General features: G+C 61.8%; 14 protein-coding genes and 1 tRNA gene. 2 read left to right on the top strand and 13 right to left on the bottom strand.

Features of this window, described 5'->3' with window-relative positions; genetic code table 11:
* Positions 1–7: 7 nt before the first annotated feature.
* From gltB to MVC20_RS17495, 3 genes are all read right to left on the bottom strand, one after another.
* Entirely contained in the window at positions 8–4,540 is a 4,533-nt protein-coding gene (gltB, locus tag MVC20_RS17505) for a glutamate synthase large subunit (protein ID WP_297543717.1), read from the bottom strand.
* A gap of 48 nt (positions 4,541–4,588) precedes the next feature.
* Positions 4,589–4,999: a GFA family protein gene (locus MVC20_RS17500; RefSeq protein WP_297543715.1), complete on the bottom strand. Its 411-nt coding sequence runs from the start codon at positions 4,997–4,999 to the stop codon at positions 4,589–4,591.
* A 120-nt stretch (positions 5,000–5,119) separates the two neighbouring features.
* Entirely contained in the window at positions 5,120–6,553 is a 1,434-nt protein-coding gene (locus tag MVC20_RS17495) for an NAD(P)-dependent oxidoreductase (RefSeq protein ID WP_297543713.1), read from the bottom strand.
* Between the two features lie 217 nt (positions 6,554–6,770).
* Between MVC20_RS17495 and MVC20_RS17490 the strand changes: the two genes are divergently transcribed.
* Positions 6,771–7,574, top strand: a complete 804-nt coding sequence (locus tag MVC20_RS17490) for an undecaprenyl-diphosphate phosphatase (protein WP_297543711.1) — start codon at positions 6,771–6,773, stop codon at positions 7,572–7,574.
* 3 nt (positions 7,575–7,577) lie between these two features.
* Here the strand turns inward: MVC20_RS17490 and MVC20_RS17485 are convergent, their stop codons facing one another.
* Positions 7,578–8,561 carry a complex I NDUFA9 subunit family protein gene (locus tag MVC20_RS17485; RefSeq protein ID WP_297543709.1) on the bottom strand — a complete coding sequence of 328 codons (984 nt, stop codon included), beginning with the start codon at positions 8,559–8,561 and terminating at the stop codon, positions 7,578–7,580.
* Between the two features lie 146 nt (positions 8,562–8,707).
* On the opposite strand from MVC20_RS17485, the gene MVC20_RS17480 reads away from it, so the two are divergent.
* Positions 8,708–8,793: transfer RNA gene (locus MVC20_RS17480), tRNA-Leu, on the top strand.
* 207 nt (positions 8,794–9,000) lie between these two features.
* Here MVC20_RS17480 and MVC20_RS17475 read toward each other — a convergent pair.
* The 9 genes from MVC20_RS17475 to MVC20_RS17435 form a co-directional block, all read right to left on the bottom strand.
* Complete coding sequence (locus MVC20_RS17475; protein WP_297543707.1) at positions 9,001–9,396, bottom strand: Rap1a/Tai family immunity protein; 396 nt, start codon at positions 9,394–9,396, stop codon at positions 9,001–9,003.
* Between the two features lie 38 nt (positions 9,397–9,434).
* Positions 9,435–9,914 (bottom strand): helix-turn-helix transcriptional regulator, encoded by a 480-nt coding sequence (locus MVC20_RS17470; RefSeq protein ID WP_363320823.1) that lies wholly within the window; start codon positions 9,912–9,914, stop codon positions 9,435–9,437.
* Positions 9,911–10,255, bottom strand: coding sequence for a hypothetical protein (locus MVC20_RS17465; protein ID WP_297543705.1), 345 nt, complete (start codon positions 10,253–10,255; stop codon positions 9,911–9,913). The genes MVC20_RS17470 and MVC20_RS17465 overlap by 4 nt, the downstream gene beginning before the upstream one ends.
* Positions 10,252–11,748 (bottom strand): YfjI family protein, encoded by a 1,497-nt coding sequence (locus MVC20_RS17460; protein ID WP_297543703.1) that lies wholly within the window; start codon positions 11,746–11,748, stop codon positions 10,252–10,254. The genes MVC20_RS17465 and MVC20_RS17460 overlap by 4 nt, the downstream gene beginning before the upstream one ends.
* The gene (locus MVC20_RS17455) at positions 11,745–12,626 is read right to left on the bottom strand and encodes a toprim domain-containing protein (protein WP_297543701.1); all 882 of its coding nucleotides are present in this window, start codon (positions 12,624–12,626) and stop codon (positions 11,745–11,747) included. Before MVC20_RS17455 ends, MVC20_RS17460 begins: the two co-directional genes overlap by 4 nt.
* A gap of 91 nt (positions 12,627–12,717) precedes the next feature.
* Entirely contained in the window at positions 12,718–12,936 is a 219-nt protein-coding gene (locus tag MVC20_RS17450; RefSeq protein WP_297543699.1) for a hypothetical protein, read from the bottom strand.
* Positions 12,937–13,053: 117 nt separating this feature from the next.
* Entirely contained in the window at positions 13,054–13,263 is a 210-nt protein-coding gene (locus tag MVC20_RS17445) for an AlpA family phage regulatory protein (RefSeq protein WP_297543697.1), read from the bottom strand.
* A gap of 77 nt (positions 13,264–13,340) precedes the next feature.
* Positions 13,341–14,033, bottom strand: coding sequence for a hypothetical protein (locus tag MVC20_RS17440; protein WP_297543695.1), 693 nt, complete (start codon positions 14,031–14,033; stop codon positions 13,341–13,343).
* Positions 14,033–15,226 carry a site-specific integrase gene (locus tag MVC20_RS17435; RefSeq protein WP_297543693.1) on the bottom strand — a complete coding sequence of 398 codons (1,194 nt, stop codon included), beginning with the start codon at positions 15,224–15,226 and terminating at the stop codon, positions 14,033–14,035. Before MVC20_RS17435 ends, MVC20_RS17440 begins: the two co-directional genes overlap by 1 nt.
* Positions 15,227–15,506: the final 280 nt, after the last annotated feature.

Here is a 15,506-nt window from a genome sequence, read left to right as displayed (position 1 = left end):
TTCGTCTCTATTCCGCCGGAATCGCCTCTGGCGTCATGCCAAGAGGATGACTCAGCTTGTTGAGCATTTCCTTGGGGCAAAGCTGGATGAAATGCGCCCGCTCCCGGTCCCAGTATTGCAGGATCTCCTGCCCACGGCGGCTTCCGGTTTCGGCGACATGCCGCTCGATCAGGCCTTTCAATTCGGCCTCCCAATGCGGCTCTGTCACGGCGCAACTCACCAGGGTTTCGCCATTGACCAGCGTCGGCGCACGGCCTTCCGGATCATAGAGATAGGCCATGCCGCCGGTCATGCCCGCGCCGAAATTGGCGCCGATGTCGCCAAGGATCACCGCAACACCGCCGGTCATGTATTCGCAACCGTTGCTGCCGCAGCCCTCGATCACCACCCGCGCACCCGAGTTGCGCACGGCAAAGCGCTCGCCCGCGCGACCCGCGGCAAAGAGATAGCCGTCGGTCGCACCATAGAGCACGGTATTGCCGATGATCGTGTTCTCGGCCGCGACCAGCGGGCTCGCCATCGGCGGGCGCACCACGATGGTGCCCCCCGACAGACCCTTGCCGACATAGTCGTTGGCATCGCCCGACACCTCGATCTTGAGACCGGGGGCGGCAAAGGCACCCAGGGATTGCCCCGCACTGCCTGTAAGTTTCACCGTCAGGTGATCCGGTTGCAGGCTGTTGCGCATCCCGAACTTGCGCACGATATGGCTGGAGACCCGCGTGCCCACCGTCCGATGCGTGTTCTGCACCGCATAATGCAGCTGCATCTTCTCGCCATCATTCAGAAAGCGTGCTGCGTCGCGCACGATCTCGGCGTCCAGCGTATCGGGCACCTCGTTGCGCGGCTTGAGCCGGTCATAGCGCTGATGCTGCGCCCCATCGACGGTGATCAGCATCGGGTTGAGGTCGAGATCATCCAGATGCGCCGAACCGCGCGACACCTGCGTCAGCAGATCCGCCCGACCGATCACCTCATCGAGGCTGCGCGCACCGATCGAGGCCAGGATTTCCCGCACCTCCTGCGCGTAGAAGGTGATGAGGTTGACCACCTTGTCGGCATTGCCGGTGAACTTGGCGCGCAGCGCCTCATCCTGCGTGCAGACGCCCACGGGGCAGGTGTTCGACTGGCACTGACGCACCATGATACAGCCCATGGCAATCAATGCGGCCGTGCCGATACCGTATTCCTCGGCCCCCATCATTGCCGCCATGACGATGTCGCGGCCCGTCCGCAGCCCGCCATCGGTGCGCAGCGTGATCCGCTCGCGCAGATTGTTCATGCTCAGCACCTGATGCGCCTCGGTCAGCCCCATTTCCCACGGCAGGCCGGCATATTTGATGCTCGTTGCCGGGCTCGCGCCGGTGCCGCCGTTATGGCCGGAAATCAGGATCACATCCGCCTTGGCCTTGGCCACCCCGGCGGCAATCGTGCCAACACCCGATTGCGCCACCAGCTTGACGCAAACCTTCACGTTCGGGTTGATCTGCTTGAGGTCATAGATGAGCTGCGCCAGATCCTCGATACTATAGATATCGTGATGCGGCGGCGGCGAAATCAGCGTGACGCCCTCGGTCGAATGGCGCAGCCGTGCAATCAGCTTCGTCACCTTCATCCCCGGCAACTGCCCGCCCTCGCCAGGCTTGGCGCCCTGGGCCACCTTGATTTCCAGTTCCTCGCAATGGTTGAGGTATTCCGCCGTCACGCCAAAGCGGCCCGAGGCCACCTGCTTGATCTTGGCCGACGGGTTGTCGCCATTGGCCTCCGGCGTGAAATGCGCCGGGTCTTCGCCGCCCTCGCCACTGTCCGAACGTGCGCCGATCCGGTTCATCGCCACATTCAGCGTTTTATGCGCCTCGGGGCTCAGCGCCCCAAGGCTCATGCCCGGCGTGACAAAGCGCTTGCGGATCGCGGTCACGCTCTCGACCTCTTCGATCGGGATCGCCTTGCCCAGCGGCTTGATCGCCATCAGGTCGCGCAGATGGATGGGCGGATTGGCCTGCATCGCCGCGCTGTAGCGTTTCCAGAGCTCATAGCTCGCCTTGTTGCAGGCGGTTTGCAGGATATGCATCGTCTGCGCGCCCCATGCATGGGTTTCGCCCGATTTCCGCGCCTTGTAGAATCCGCCGATGGGCAGAATATCCTGCGTCCCGCGCCAGCCTTTGCTGTGCACCTCTTCCAGCTTGGCCTGAATACCGCTCACGCCGATGCCGCTGATGCGGCTGGTCAGACCGGGGAAATATTCCGCGCACATGGCGCGGCTCAGGCCCACCGCCTCGAAATTCAGACCGCCGCGATACGAGGAAATCACCGAAATCCCCATCTTCGACATGATCTTCAAGAGGCCCTGATCAATCGCCGCGCGATAACGTGCGACCGCCTCGGTCAGGCTGCCCTCGATCAATCCGCGCGCGATCCGGTCGGCGATGCTGTCCTCGGCCAGATAGGCGTTGACGACCGTCGCCCCCGCCCCGATCAGCACCGCGAAATAATGCGGGTCGATACATTCGGCGGACCGCACGTTCAGGCTCGAGAAGGTGCGCAATCCCTTGCGGGTCAGGTGGCTATGCACCGCGCTCGTCGCCAGAATCATCGGCATGCCGATGCGGTTCTCGTTCTGGTGCTGATCCGTCAGGATGAGATGCCCGGTGCCCGAACGGATCGCATCCTCCGCCTCGGCGCGGATACGCTCCAGCCCCTCTTGCAGCGCGTTCTTGCCAGGCGCAAAGGTGCAGTCGATCTCGGTCACATCGGCGTTGAACTGCTTGATCATCTCGGCCCATTGGGCATTGCCCACGAACGGGCTTTCGAGCACCAGGATCTCGGTCTGCGCGCTCGATTCATCGAGCACGTTCTTGAGATTGCCGAACCGCGTCTTGAGGCTCATCACCCGGTATTCGCGCAAGCTGTCGATCGGCGGGTTCGTCACCTGGCTGAAATTCTGCCGGAAAAAATGGCTCAGCGGGCGATACTGCTTGGACAGAACGGCACTCGGCGTGTCATCGCCCATGCTCGCCACGGCCTCTTTGCCATCCTCGGCCATGGGGGCCAGAATCTGCTCCAGTTCCTCGATGCTGTAACCGGCGGCAATCTGGCGCTTGCGCAATTCCGCCCCGGTATAGAGCGGCGCTTCGCTCACACCCGAGAGCGCGTCGTCCAATTCGTTGATCTTGCCGACCCACTCGCCAAAGGGCTGTGCATCCGCCAGCCGGTTCTTGATCTCGGCATCGTGATAGAGCTTGCCCTCGGTCATATCCACGGCCAGCATCTGACCCGGCCCAAGCGCGCCCTTCTCCTTGACCGTGCGTTCGTCAATCGGCACCATCCCGGCCTCGGACCCGGCAATCACCAGCCCGTCACCCGTCACCACATAGCGCATCGGGCGCAGGCCGTTGCGGTCCAGCCCGGCGCAGACCCAGCGCCCATCGGTCATCGCCAGCGCCGCAGGGCCATCCCACGGCTCCATCACCGAGTTGCAATAGGAATACATATCGCGCCACGACTGCGGCAATTCCTCGGCCTGCTTCGACCAGGATTCCGGCACCAGCATGGTCTTGGCCATCGGCGCGGACCGCCCGGCGCGCACCAGCACCTCGAACACGGCATCAAGGGCGGCGCTGTCGCTTGATCCTTGCGGGATGATCGGCTTGATATCCTCGGCCAGATCGCCAAAGGCACCGCTCGCCATGCGAATTTCATGGCTCTTCATCCAGTTGGTGTTGCCCTTGAGCGTGTTGATCTCGCCATTATGCGCCAGCATGCGGAACGGCTGTGCCAGCCACCATTGCGGGAAGGTATTGGTCGAATAGCGCTGGTGATAGATCGCAAAGGCGCTCTTGAACCGCTCGTCCATGAGGTCCGGGTAGAACACCGCCACCTGCTCGGCCAGCATCATCCCCTTGTAGATGATGCTGCGGCAGCTCAGGCTTGCCATGTAGAATCCCATGATGCCCGCGGCCTGCACTGCCTTTTCGATGCGGCGGCGGATGACATAGAGTTCCCGCTCAAAGGATTCCTCGTCCAGCCCCTTGGCATCGGAAATCAGGATCTGCTCGATCTCGGGGCGGGTTGCATTGGCCTTCTCGCCCAGACAGGAAATATCCACCGGCACGTGCCGCCAGCCATAGATCGTATGGCCCATGCGCAGCACTTCGGTTTCCACGATGGTCCGGCACTGCTCCTGCGCACCGAAATTGGTGCGCGGCAAGAATACCTGTCCCACGGCCACAAGGCGGCTCTCGTTCGGCTCATGCCCGGTGCGGCGAATCTGATCGTAAAAGAACGACACCGGAATCTGCAGGTGAATGCCCGCCCCGTCACCGGTCTTGCCATCGGCATCGACAGCGCCCCGGTGCCAGATCGCCTTGAGCGCGTTGATCCCTGCCTCGACCACCTTTCGGCTCGGCTTGCCATCAATCGACACCACCAGACCGACGCCGCAAGAGGAATGTTCCTCTTCCTCGGCATACATGCCATTGGCTGCCAGCCATTCGCGCTTGGCCTCTTCCTTGGCTGCCCAAGTGCTATCGAAGTTTGACATCGCGATCACTCCTCATCCTGCGCCACGGCGCATACGTTTCATTCCTAGTCACGACCGGTCCGGCACGGCGCGCTCCGACGCCTCGTACTCGGCCTGGGTCATGCGCCGGTGTCCGCCCGCAAGCTCGACACTGGCAAACGCCCGGTCTACGTAAATCTCGTGCGACAAGGGCAAGTCGCGCGCATCGTCGAACAGCCCCGGCATCAACTCGTAGGGCCCGTCATCATCCTTGATCCACAGTTGGGTGCCGCAAGTAGCGCACCATGCGCGCTCGGCGAAAGACGATGAACGATAGTGCTGCACCGACCCTGCAACCTCGACGGATTCCACAGGAGCCTCCAGAACCCACATCGCGGCACCGCTCCAGCGGCGGCACATGGAACAGTGACAGGCGCTGACGGCACCGGCATGCGACAGCACGGTGATTGTCACCGCGCCGCACAGGCAATGTCCTGTCATTGGTCCTGTCACTTGTCTTCACCCTTCCTTTACCCGGTGAGTCAGATTGTCTGTCTTATTGTCTCGTCACGCTCCGCCGGGGCACCGCCGGAATACCGACGTGATACCGACGCAACACCGCTACTCCGCTGCAACCGCCTGCGCGCCGCCCAGATAGTTGAGGATCGCCGACGCCGAATCGCGCCCGTCACGGATTGCCCAGACCACGAGCGATGCGCCGCGAACGATGTCGCCTACCGCGAAAACACCCTCCATCGCGGTCTGCCCGGTGGTGAATTCCGCCTTGATCGTACCCCAGCGGGTGACTTCCAATTCTTTTTGATTCCAAAGGGTTGGTAGGTCTTCAGGCTCGAATCCAAGCGCCTTGATCACCAGATCCGCAGGCGCATCCTCGACCGCGCCGTCAATCGGCTCCGGGCTCTGCCGCCCCGTGGCATCCGGCGCACCAAGACGCATCTTCTGCACCTTCACTGCCGTTACCGGATCACCGACAAAGCCAACAGGTGCGCTAAGCCATTCAAATTTAACGCCTTCTTCCTCGGCATTGGCCACTTCACGCTGGCTGCCGGGCATGTTCTCGCGGTCACGACGATAGAGGCATGTCACCGATTTGGCCCCTTGCCGAATCGCGGTGCGCACGCAATCCATAGCGGTATCGCCACCGCCAACCACAACAATTCGTTTGCCCGCCGCGTTCAACTCGCCGCTTTCATATTCCGGCACCTGATCGCCAAAGCACACCCGGTTGCTCGCCGTGAGGTAATCAATCGCGCGCACGATCCCCTTGGCACCGGCCCCCGGTCCTTCCAGATCGCGGCTCTTGTAAACCCCGGTCGCAATCAGCAAGGCATTGTGTTTCTTGCGAATTTCGTCAAAGCTGATGTCCGTTCCCACATCACAATTGAGCACGAATTTCACGCCACCCTGCTCAAGCTGTTCGACCCGGCGCATCACCACATCCTTTTCCAGCTTGAAGCCGGGGATGCCATAGGTCAGCAGACCGCCAGCCCGGTCGTAACGGTCATAAACCGTGACCTGCACCCCCGCCCGCCGCAGCACATCCGCCGCCGCAAGGCCACCGGGGCCCGCGCCAATAATCCCAACGGATTCAACACGTTCGACGCTCGGCTTGATGGTTTCAACCCAGCCTTCTTCCCAGGCGGTGTCAGTGATGTATTTCTCGACTGCGCCAATCGTGACCGTGCCATGACCTGATTGCTCGATCACGCAGTTGCCTTCGCAGAGCCGGTCCTGAGGGCAGATACGCCCGCAAATCTCGGGGAAAGTATTGGTCAACTGGCTGATTTCGTAGGCTTCTTTTAGCCGCCCCTCGGCCGTCAGGCGCAGCCAGTCGGGGATGTTGTTGTGCAACGGGCAATGGCTCTGGCAATAGGGCACGCCACACTGGCTGCACCGCCCGGCCTGCTCCTTGGCCTTGGCATCGGCAAAATCGGCATAGATTTCATGGAAATCTTGCCGCCGATCCTCCGCGCCGCGTTTCTCGGGCATGTCCCGTTCAACGGTCACGAATTTCAGCATGGGTTGCTTGGCCACGGCTTTTCCTCCCGAGTCAACTGGTCGCGCAGGTTTACAGCAGTCCCTTCTGGATTAAAAGTCATAAACTATGACCTATTATGAATTAATTTGAAACCGTCCGCCCGCGCCATTCAGGAATTTTTCACAAATTGATACCGATTCGGACCTACAATCAACTTTGCCTTTTAAGCACAATACTTTATACGATTTCAAAAACAGGCTCAGGACAGGCATCATGGCGCTCTTTCACATTTTCCTCGTCGCCGTTGTCCAGGGCATTACCGAGTTTCTACCAATTTCATCGTCGGGCCACCTCATCCTTTTGCCGAATCTTTTGCATATCCCTGATCAGGGCCAGATCATCGACGTGGCGGTGCATGTGGGCACGCTCTTTGCCGTCATCCTCTATTTCTGGTCCGACATGCGCAGCGCGATCCTAGGCCTGCCTCGCCTCATGACAGGCCGCGCCGACACACCCGGCGCGCGGATGGCCCTGCTCCTGATCGTCTCTTCGGTTCCGGTGATGGCTGCGGGGCTGTTGCTCAAGGTGACCGGCCTCAACGACGCGCTGCGATCCATCACCGTGATCGGCTGGGCCACGATCATCTTTGGTGTGCTGCTTTACTGGGCGGATCAGAAGGGCGAGACCGTCAGAACCAGCGAAGGCTGGACCCTGCGCGATGCCATCCTGCTGGGGCTGTGGCAGGTCATTGCGCTCATTCCCGGCACGTCCCGGTCTGGCATCACCATCACCGGGGCACGGGTGATGGGCTTTGCGCGTGGAGATGCCGCGCGTCTCTCGATGCTCATGTCGGTGCCGACGATCATCGCCAGCGGTGTATTGCTGGGGGCAGAGGCGGCGATGCAGGCGGATATGGGTGTGATCCGCGACGGCGCGATTGCCGCCGTATTGGCCTTTGTCGCCGCGCTCTTGGCGCTCAGTCTGATGATGCGCCTCCTGCGCAGCGTCAGCTTCACGCCCTATGTGATCTATCGCATGGTGCTTGGCGTGGCCCTGCTGGCCATCGCCTATAGCTGAGGATCAGCGCGCGCGCAGGTTCTTGGCCGATTCCTTGATCGCGGCATATTGCCCTGCCGGACGGAATCGCCAGAGATAATCCGGCAGCACCGCACCCACGGCCACAGGTGTGATGCCAAGCGCGTCAAATCCTTTTGCCCCGTCCGTCACGACATTATCCCGCCGCAGGCTGCGCACCTGATCACGGGTGATCTGCGGCGGCACAAGGCCAAGCGTCACGGTTTGCACCAGCTCCATCACCCCGGCCATCAGCCCCGCTACCCCAAAGGGGATGTTCACGATCAGACGCCGCCGCCGGATCACCTGCAACATCTGCTGCATCAGGCCGCGAAAACTGACGGCCTCTGGTCCGCCAAGTTCGTAAATCCCCGGCGCGGCGCAGCCCATGACCCCCATGACCGCGGCCTGCGCCACGTCATCCACATAAACCGGCTGAAAGCGCGTGTCGGCACCGACCACAGGCAGCACGGGCCCCAGCCGTGTCATCCCGGCAAAGCGGTTGAAAAACTGATCCTCTGGCCCAAAAATGACCGAGGGGCGCAGGATCACTGCGGTTGGGAAATGCTTGAGGATTCCCGCCTCGCCGGCCGCTTTGGAGCGGGCGTAGTGGCTGTCAGAGGCGGCATCGGCACCAATGGCCGACAAATGCACCAGATGCGCCACGCCTTCTTCTGCCGCGATCCGCGCGATCCGCGTGGCCCCCTTGTCCTGTACCGCGTCAAAGCTGTTCTTGCCCTTGCGATCAAAGGTGCCCACGCAGTTCACCACCGCATCCGCGCCCTGCATCACCGCCCGCACAGAGGCATCATCGCGGATGTTGCAGAACACCGGCTCGACCTGACCGACCACGCCATAGGGTTTGACATGCATTGCCTCATTGGGGCGCCGCACCGCCACCCGCACGCGCCAACCGGCCTGCGCCATACGCCGTGCGATATAGCGACCCACGAACCCTGATCCGCCGTAGATGGTGACAAGCTTTGACATTCGGGCCTCCGAGGCTATGCACATTCGCTCACTGTCCTACCGCTCCCGCGCGATTTGGACAAGACGATAAGGCAATTGCAGCCAAGCGACAAAATCGCCGTTGACACCATCCGGGCCGAGCGATAAACGCCTGCCTCACGACACCTGCCCAGGTGGCGGAATGGTAGACGCGCTGGCTTCAGGTGCCAGTGGCCGCAAGGCCGTGGAGGTTCGAGTCCTCTCCTGGGCACCATGTTTTCCCATTAAATTATTGTTTTTAATGACAAAAATGGGAGCACTATTTAATGTATCCCCCCAATTATCCCCTCATCATGTGCCGGTCAGGCCCTGAAAAGGCGTCTTTTAAGTCTCGGCGCGGCGGGGCAGTCACCATAAGAAAAGCCGGGCGAGTCCCGCCCGGCCATTCAAGGCTATTCATGATCTCGCGAAGGGGAAATAGCTACCCGCATGGGAATGCTGCCGCATAGGCCCGCCAGATAAGTGTTCGCGCACTCTCATGGCGGCTATCAGGATTTTCTTGCAGGTATTTTGTTACAACATCTTTCAATTGGCCATTGGCCGCATCGGATGGAACACAGCTTCCTGTCACGTTGCCGACCAGATTATTTACATCAGGCCCTGCCATTTCACCGCGCGCACTGGCGATTGCCAGCGCCACACCCCAAGGCGCACCTTCAGAGTAGCCGATAACGTAGCCAATGCAAAAACCGGCCAAAACCTGATTATCGCTGGTGCACGTTTCCAGTAACTCGTTGCCGCTAACCTGTTGAGCAAACGAAGTCGTCGCAAAGCCCAGCAGGCCGCACAAAAGCGATGTTCGAAACAGTCGGATCATTAATAGGCACCTTTCGACGAAACAAAACACCTTTGAACCTATACCTCACCGCGCGCCGCCCTCCAAGCGCGCCAGCGTCGCCGCTGCGCCTCTGCAATCCGCCCGCGCCCCTCGGGCGTTCGTGGTCCTGTGCTCATGCCGCCGTGAAACTTGCAACGCCTCTTGCCCGGCAACGGTTTGGCCCGGCATGGCTTCCCCTTCCGGGTTTTCGCGCCGCAACAGCCGTTCCCCCTGCGTTTGACTGCCGGAAAATCACTGGCTTCTAAAACCCTATTACGCGCGCGCAGTGGTGCGGGAAAAACCCCCGTTTCGCGCCATGCAGGATAGATGCCCCGCTGCGAAAGATGCCCAGCGCCCAGCGCGCGCAGTATCCGGTCAGGTGCCCAGCCGCGAAGGTCAATCCGCGCCTTGCTTTCCCAATACTTTACGCTGTCCGGATGCAGCCCAGCCAATGCGGCAAGCGCTGGGCGGGATAGTCCTTTGCGCATTCGCAAAGCGCGCAGTTCGTCGCCGGTCATATGCGGCCCCCTTCTATCGGTGAGTTTCGCCATGCGTCAGGATTGCGCGCATCGTCGGCTTCGCGCCTCCAATCGTCTAAGGCGGTGATGCCCGCCGCGTGCCGGGCCTCGGGCCATGCGGCGCGCTCGGCTGTCTCGCGTTCCTGCCCGCCATCATGTTCGCGAATTGCGGCCCGTTCCTCGAATACGTCGCGGGCGAGGGCTTCGGGCGGTATGGTCTTTCGGGCGTCGGAATTAACCGAATTAACCGAATTAACCTCGGGCATAGGGGGTTGTTTCGGTTTTTTTGGTAAATTCCCGGTCCCGGATGCTCTTTGCGCGGCCTCTAACCAGCGGGTCATGACGGCCCCCCGATGATCGCGGGGTTGACCGAATAAAGCCGCGTCGGTCTGCCGCCTTGTGGGCCTGTCGGCACTGGCACCGCGCGGATCACGTCGCCGTCGAGCAACATGTCAAGCGCGGGGTCGAGCGCGGCTTTCGCGCCCAGCCCAGTCCGGTCAAGCCGCAACACGTCGCTGGACGTGAAGCGCGGCCAGCCTTGTTCGCGGATCACCTGCACAAGCCGCCGGGCGGCGCGCTCGGCCTTGGGGGTGGCGGCGTCCGCATAGGCGCGGCGGGCCATTGGCAGGACATAGGCTTCCACAAGGTGAGCGGCCCGGCCAAAGTGCTGCACCGTGATTTCGTGCGGTTCCTCGATCCCTTCGGATGACCAGTCGAGAAATGCCAGCACCAGCGACAAGCGCGCGGTCAGCCCCGGCAGTTTTCCGATGAAGGAAAGCATCAGGCCATCGGCCTGCGATTCCCATTGCCGCACCGCCAGCCGGAATTCGTCCATCAGGTCGCGCGCGCCGTCTGTGAAGCCGACAATCCAAGGGCGCTGTTGCTCGTGCTCATCGGTCAGCAGGTCGAGCGTCAGCAGCTTTTCGATGATCCGCCGCATCAGATCTTCATCGCCCCATGCGCCAGGGCGGCGCAGCGGTGCAGGCTCCGGCCAGATCGGCAGGAAGCGTGCAAGCAGCCCGTCATCATCGGTCTTGAACAAGAGGGTTTTCAGCCGGTCGGGTTGAACGCCCCCCATCACGGCGATGGTGAGCCGGTCGATGGTGAGCGGCTCGCGGCCCATGCGTTCGACCGTGTAACCGCGCCCGCCATAGGCTTCTAACCAGAAGGGCCGGTCACTGCCCCCGCCGGAATAGCGGGCCATGCCTTCCAGCCAGCCAGCCAGTTCATCGCGCATCTGTAGGATGCCCCGAGGCTGATTTGCGAGGATCGCGCCCAGCCGCTCGATTGTGCCGTCATTGACCACAAGGCGGGGGATATGCGGCGGCGGTCCCGCATCGGCTTCCTTCGGCCTGTCTGGTGGCGTCTGGCCTTCCTTGATCGCGGCCTTGACCGCTTCCTTCCATGTGGATTCGGCCAGCTTGGCAATCTCGGCCTTTTCGGCCCATGCCTTCTTTTCGGCGTCTGCGGCTTCACGCAAGGGGCGCTCAGCGACGCGCAGCGGTTGCAGGGCGGCGTCGATAGCAGGCGATTTGCCCGCGCTCGGCAGTCCGATCAGCATAGCCCAGATCACCGGCGGCTCAGCCCAGCCGCGCCACGGCGCTACCCACCGCGCATTGCCGATGACGCTGGACAAAACTGACAAAACCGAAAAAACCGCATAGTCGAGCGGCGCGCCCTTGGCCTCTGCCGCCTCTCGCGCCCATGTCGCGAAGCGCGGGCCGAATACATCATCAATCGGCAGTTCCGGCGCAGGCGGGATTTCCGGGCGCAAGAATTTCGCATCCGGTGCGGGCCAGTCGGGCGTGAAGGGGATTTCGCGAATCTCGGTCATTCCGCCACCGCCTTTCCGGCCAGCACGTCGCACCAGTCCCGGCCATCCGGCGCGGGCAGTAGAGACACGGCCCAGCCGGTCGCATGAGCGCGCTCGGCCAGATCGTGACCAGCCTCCCGGCCCGGATCGTCGCCATCGGTCGCGATGGTCAGCCGCCCCGGCGATGGTGGCAGGCGCAGCCCGCGCAACCCGCTTGTCGAGAGCGCCGCCCAGATCGTCGCAGGACCGCCCAGCAGCCCGCTTGCGAGGCTCAGGGCGGTTTCGATGCCCTCGGCCACCACAAGCGGCCCCTGCGCCTGTGTGAGTCTCACCGCGCCCCCAGCGACGGCCCCCAGCATGGCCTTGGCAGGATCAATCGCCGCCTTGCCGGTGCCATCCGCGCGCAGGTAGGTGCGATGAATGGCGAAGCCGTCCGCGCCCTCGATCAGCGCAATCAGCGCCGGGTGCCGCTTGGCGGATGCGTGCCAGCAGGACGGGTGATAGCGCAGCGTGCCGGGCAGATCGCAGGTGATGCCCCGCCCGCGCAAATAGGTCTCAGCGATGGTGCCGCCGATAGGCTGGGCTTCCTGCCATACCGCGCCTGCCTGTCTTGCTCGTTTCTCGGCCTGCGCCCGTTCCTCGCGGTCGCGCTGGGCGATGGTGGCAGGGTCAGGCGGGGTGTAGCTGCCCGGCGCGATGCACGCCGCCGCGAGTATATCCGCGAAGGCGCATCCGCCCTTTTTGCAGTTCAAGAGCAAGCGCCCGTTGCGGCCATCAGCCAAGGTCAGGGCGTCTTGCCCCTTGCGGCGTTCCGGCTGGCAGACCGGGCAGGGGGCGCAGCCATAGCGGCGATGCCATTTGCCGCCAAGGTCGCGTGTCAGGGTTGCGGCGTCTGTCATTGTGCGGCCCCCCAGATCAGGGCGGCGATTGCCTGCGCCTGCGCCTCGGTCAGCCCATGCGCGCGCATCAAAAGGCGGATTTGAATCTGTCTCATGTCCGGCCCCCTTTCGCCTTGAAGGGGCGCATTTGCCGGGCGGCGGCTCTCTTGCCTGCCAACATTGCCGATTCTCGATCCGAAAATTGCGCCACGGTCGTTTTCAGATTCTTGCCGGGGCACGGCGTCACAAGCACGACATTGAACCAACTGCCCGCCTTTTGGACTGTGAAATAGGACGTTACCGCCGTAGGAAGTTTTGTGATGTTGGACATTGCTCTTACCTCGGGTTTGCCCACGGCGAGCGGCGGTGCTATGTCTCAGAGTGAAGCGCCCATGCTTCCACCCCCCCAAGAATTGCCCCCGTCCGCGCGCCATGCGGGCGGGGTTTCTCATGCGGATTGCTTTGCGGTGGGCTGCGCCTGTTCCCGTTCGCGAAGGCCGCGCAGGTGAGCGTCAACGTCACCCTCGGGCCAGTAGAGCCGCCCGCCCAGCTTGATCGGCTGGGGCAGTCGGCCCGCCGCAAGGTCGAGATAGATTGCAGAGCGTGAACGCCCGCCCAGCTTGGCGCGCAGTTCGGTGAGGGTCAGATAGGTTTGCATTTGAACCATCCTTTGCGGTTTCGGATGGTGCAAAGGTGGGCGGAAGTGTCCCCCCCGGTCATGTCGGACGTTCGGCCCTAACTTCCGACATGGCTGAGAAGATTGGCGAAAGCGTTCATGGACGGCTCTTTGTGATTGGCTATAGCTTCACTTAACCTTTGGCACTCGCGGCGCTTTTTCTTGTTTAACCAAACATCCTTGATTGCCTTTGCGGTCACTTCATGCCGCCCTGCGTCAGCGAAACACTTGGCTAAAATTCCCATACCGCTTGGGGATAGCACTCGGCTGCGCATGTCGTTTTCCGTTGGCGGGACACCGAAACTCTTTTTTATCTCGTCCAGCGTCCAAATGATGAACATGTCGCGTTCAAAATTCTTTGAAGTTTTGGTGCCAGGCTTTGCAATGGGCTTTGGAAGCTGGCCCAGAAGTGCCCAACAGGCAAACTGCTTTAGGACACTGGTTAGCGTCTGACCGTTAAGGATGCGAAAGGCGATGATATCGAGCACAAGCTTTCTCACGTCCGCGTTTGTCAATGCTAATGCGCATAAGTCCCGATCTGCGCCTAAAGGCACGTTCATATACGGGCCTTTCTTGCCGTCTGCGAAAGATAGATTTAACTTCCATCGAAGGTAAGTCGCGACAGGTCCGTATACACCTACAGACGCTCTATTGCCCTCATCTCGGGAAGGTTCCGTAGCGAGAAATTCTCTCACCTCGTTTTCAGCAAATGCCTGCGCCGCCTCGATCTTTTCAGGATCAACCCGCGCCATCAGCCCGCCCCCGCCAGCTTCACCACCTGCCCAGCGCCGCCGGTCACATGGTCGGCCCAGCGCTCTAACAGCGCGCGCCGTTGTTCCAGATAATCGGTGCGGCGATATGCGCGCACAACGCCGGAATCCGTCACATGCGCCAGCACCGCTTCGGCCACCTCATGCGGCGCGTCGGTTGCTTCGGCCAGCCATGTGCGCAGGCTTGTGCGAAAGCCGTGCGGGCGCGCTTCCAGTTCGCGCCGCTCCATGTGCCGCGAAAGCGTCATGTCGCTAATCACGCCTTGCCGGTTGTTCGGAAACAGGAAGCCGTTGCGGGCGTGCGGGCGGGCAAGGTCAATGATGCGCTGGGCTTCGGTCGAAAGCGGCACGCGGAAAGCCTCGGTCGCGCCCTTGCGGCCCTTCATCGCTTCAGCGGGCACCGTCCACACGTCGCCTTCTATCTGGTCCAGCCGGATATTGCGCAGCGGTGTCGAGCGCATCCCGGTCAGAATCAGCAGCCGCAAGGCGAGATGCGTCAGGGTCGGCTCTTCAAGGCTCGCATAGAAGTCCGGCACATCGGCCCAAGTCATCGCGGGAATGTTCTTTGGCACGTGCCGGGTTTTTCCCAGCAGCGCCTTTGCCTTGTCGGTCGCTTGCAGGTCCACATCAAGGCCCAGCGCCGCCGCGTGCCGCATGACGATTGAAAGCCGGTTCAATGCCTTCCGCGCCGTGTCGGCCTTGGTGTGCCAGATCGGGGCAAGCGTGTCGCGAATATCGCGCTGGTCAAGGTCCGTGACTGGCACGCGGCCCAGCTTGGGCAGGACATGAAGGTTAAGGGGCGAAAGCCACCGGCCCGCCGTGCCATCGCCTTTGAGTTCTGCCTTGCGCGCCTCGAAGGCGTCAGCGGTCAGCACCGTAAGTGAAATATCCTCGCGCCGTGCGGCTCTTTCTTCGGCTTCACGTTCCTTCACGGGGTCGCGGCCCGCCGCTGCCACCTTGCGCCAGCGGTCTGCCAGCTTGCGTGCGTCGGCCAGCCCGAGTGCGGGGAAGCCGCCAAGGCCCATTTCCCGCCGCCGCCCGTGAACGGTGACACGCAAAACCCATTGCGCCCCGCCATCCTCGCGCTTGATGAGCCAAAGCCCGGCCCCGTCGCAGTGCTTGCCTACGGGTGCGGATTTGAGAAAGCCCGCCGAAAGCCTGTTTGTTGCCCGCATTATTTATCCCCCTAAATATCCACCTTAAGTTAGTGGATACGGTTGGACAGCGCAAGACACGCTCGGGCAGTAGCCGCCATGTTTTTAGGTGGATACGTGAACGCATGGACAGATTAAAACATTATAAAACAATGGGTTGGTGCCTCTCCTGGGCACCACTCGTCAAGCCTAAAATCCAGAAATTGTTGGTTTTCTTAGGTTTTGGGTGAATGATTAAGAGAATTTGCCCCACAAAGTGCTCCACAATCGCCTATCAACATGAATGCTGACGATGCGGACC

Origin of the sequence: Roseovarius sp. (genome assembly GCF_027019125.1) — a bacterium.
Taxonomy (GTDB): Bacteria; Pseudomonadota; Alphaproteobacteria; order Rhodobacterales; family Rhodobacteraceae; genus Roseovarius.
The sequence above is the reverse complement of the archived record's forward strand: the minus strand, read 5'-3'. Positions and strand labels throughout refer to the sequence as shown.

What these genes read in the sequence shown, in the direction of transcription:
- gltB (WP_297543717.1), bottom strand. Translation starts at nt 4,540, where the DNA reads ATGTCAAACTTCGATAGCACTTGGGCAGCCAAGGAAGAGGCCAAGCGC.
- MVC20_RS17500 (WP_297543715.1), bottom strand. Translation starts at nt 4,999, where the DNA reads ATGACAGGACATTGCCTGTGCGGCGCGGTGACAATCACCGTGCTGTCG.
- MVC20_RS17490 (WP_297543711.1), top strand. Translation starts at nt 6,771, where the DNA reads ATGGCGCTCTTTCACATTTTCCTCGTCGCCGTTGTCCAGGGCATTACC.
- MVC20_RS17485 (WP_297543709.1), bottom strand. Translation starts at nt 8,561, where the DNA reads ATGTCAAAGCTTGTCACCATCTACGGCGGATCAGGGTTCGTGGGTCGC.
- MVC20_RS17475 (WP_297543707.1), bottom strand. Translation starts at nt 9,396, where the DNA reads ATGATCCGACTGTTTCGAACATCGCTTTTGTGCGGCCTGCTGGGCTTT.
- MVC20_RS17470 (WP_363320823.1), bottom strand. Translation starts at nt 9,914, where the DNA reads ATGACCGGCGACGAACTGCGCGCTTTGCGAATGCGCAAAGGACTATCC.
- MVC20_RS17465 (WP_297543705.1), bottom strand. Translation starts at nt 10,255, where the DNA reads ATGACCCGCTGGTTAGAGGCCGCGCAAAGAGCATCCGGGACCGGGAAT.
- MVC20_RS17460 (WP_297543703.1), bottom strand. Translation starts at nt 11,748, where the DNA reads ATGACCGAGATTCGCGAAATCCCCTTCACGCCCGACTGGCCCGCACCG.
- MVC20_RS17455 (WP_297543701.1), bottom strand. Translation starts at nt 12,626, where the DNA reads ATGACAGACGCCGCAACCCTGACACGCGACCTTGGCGGCAAATGGCAT.
- MVC20_RS17450 (WP_297543699.1), bottom strand. Translation starts at nt 12,936, where the DNA reads ATGTCCAACATCACAAAACTTCCTACGGCGGTAACGTCCTATTTCACA.
- MVC20_RS17445 (WP_297543697.1), bottom strand. Translation starts at nt 13,263, where the DNA reads ATGCAAACCTATCTGACCCTCACCGAACTGCGCGCCAAGCTGGGCGGG.
- MVC20_RS17440 (WP_297543695.1), bottom strand. Translation starts at nt 14,033, where the DNA reads ATGGCGCGGGTTGATCCTGAAAAGATCGAGGCGGCGCAGGCATTTGCT.
- MVC20_RS17435 (WP_297543693.1), bottom strand. Translation starts at nt 15,226, where the DNA reads ATGCGGGCAACAAACAGGCTTTCGGCGGGCTTTCTCAAATCCGCACCC.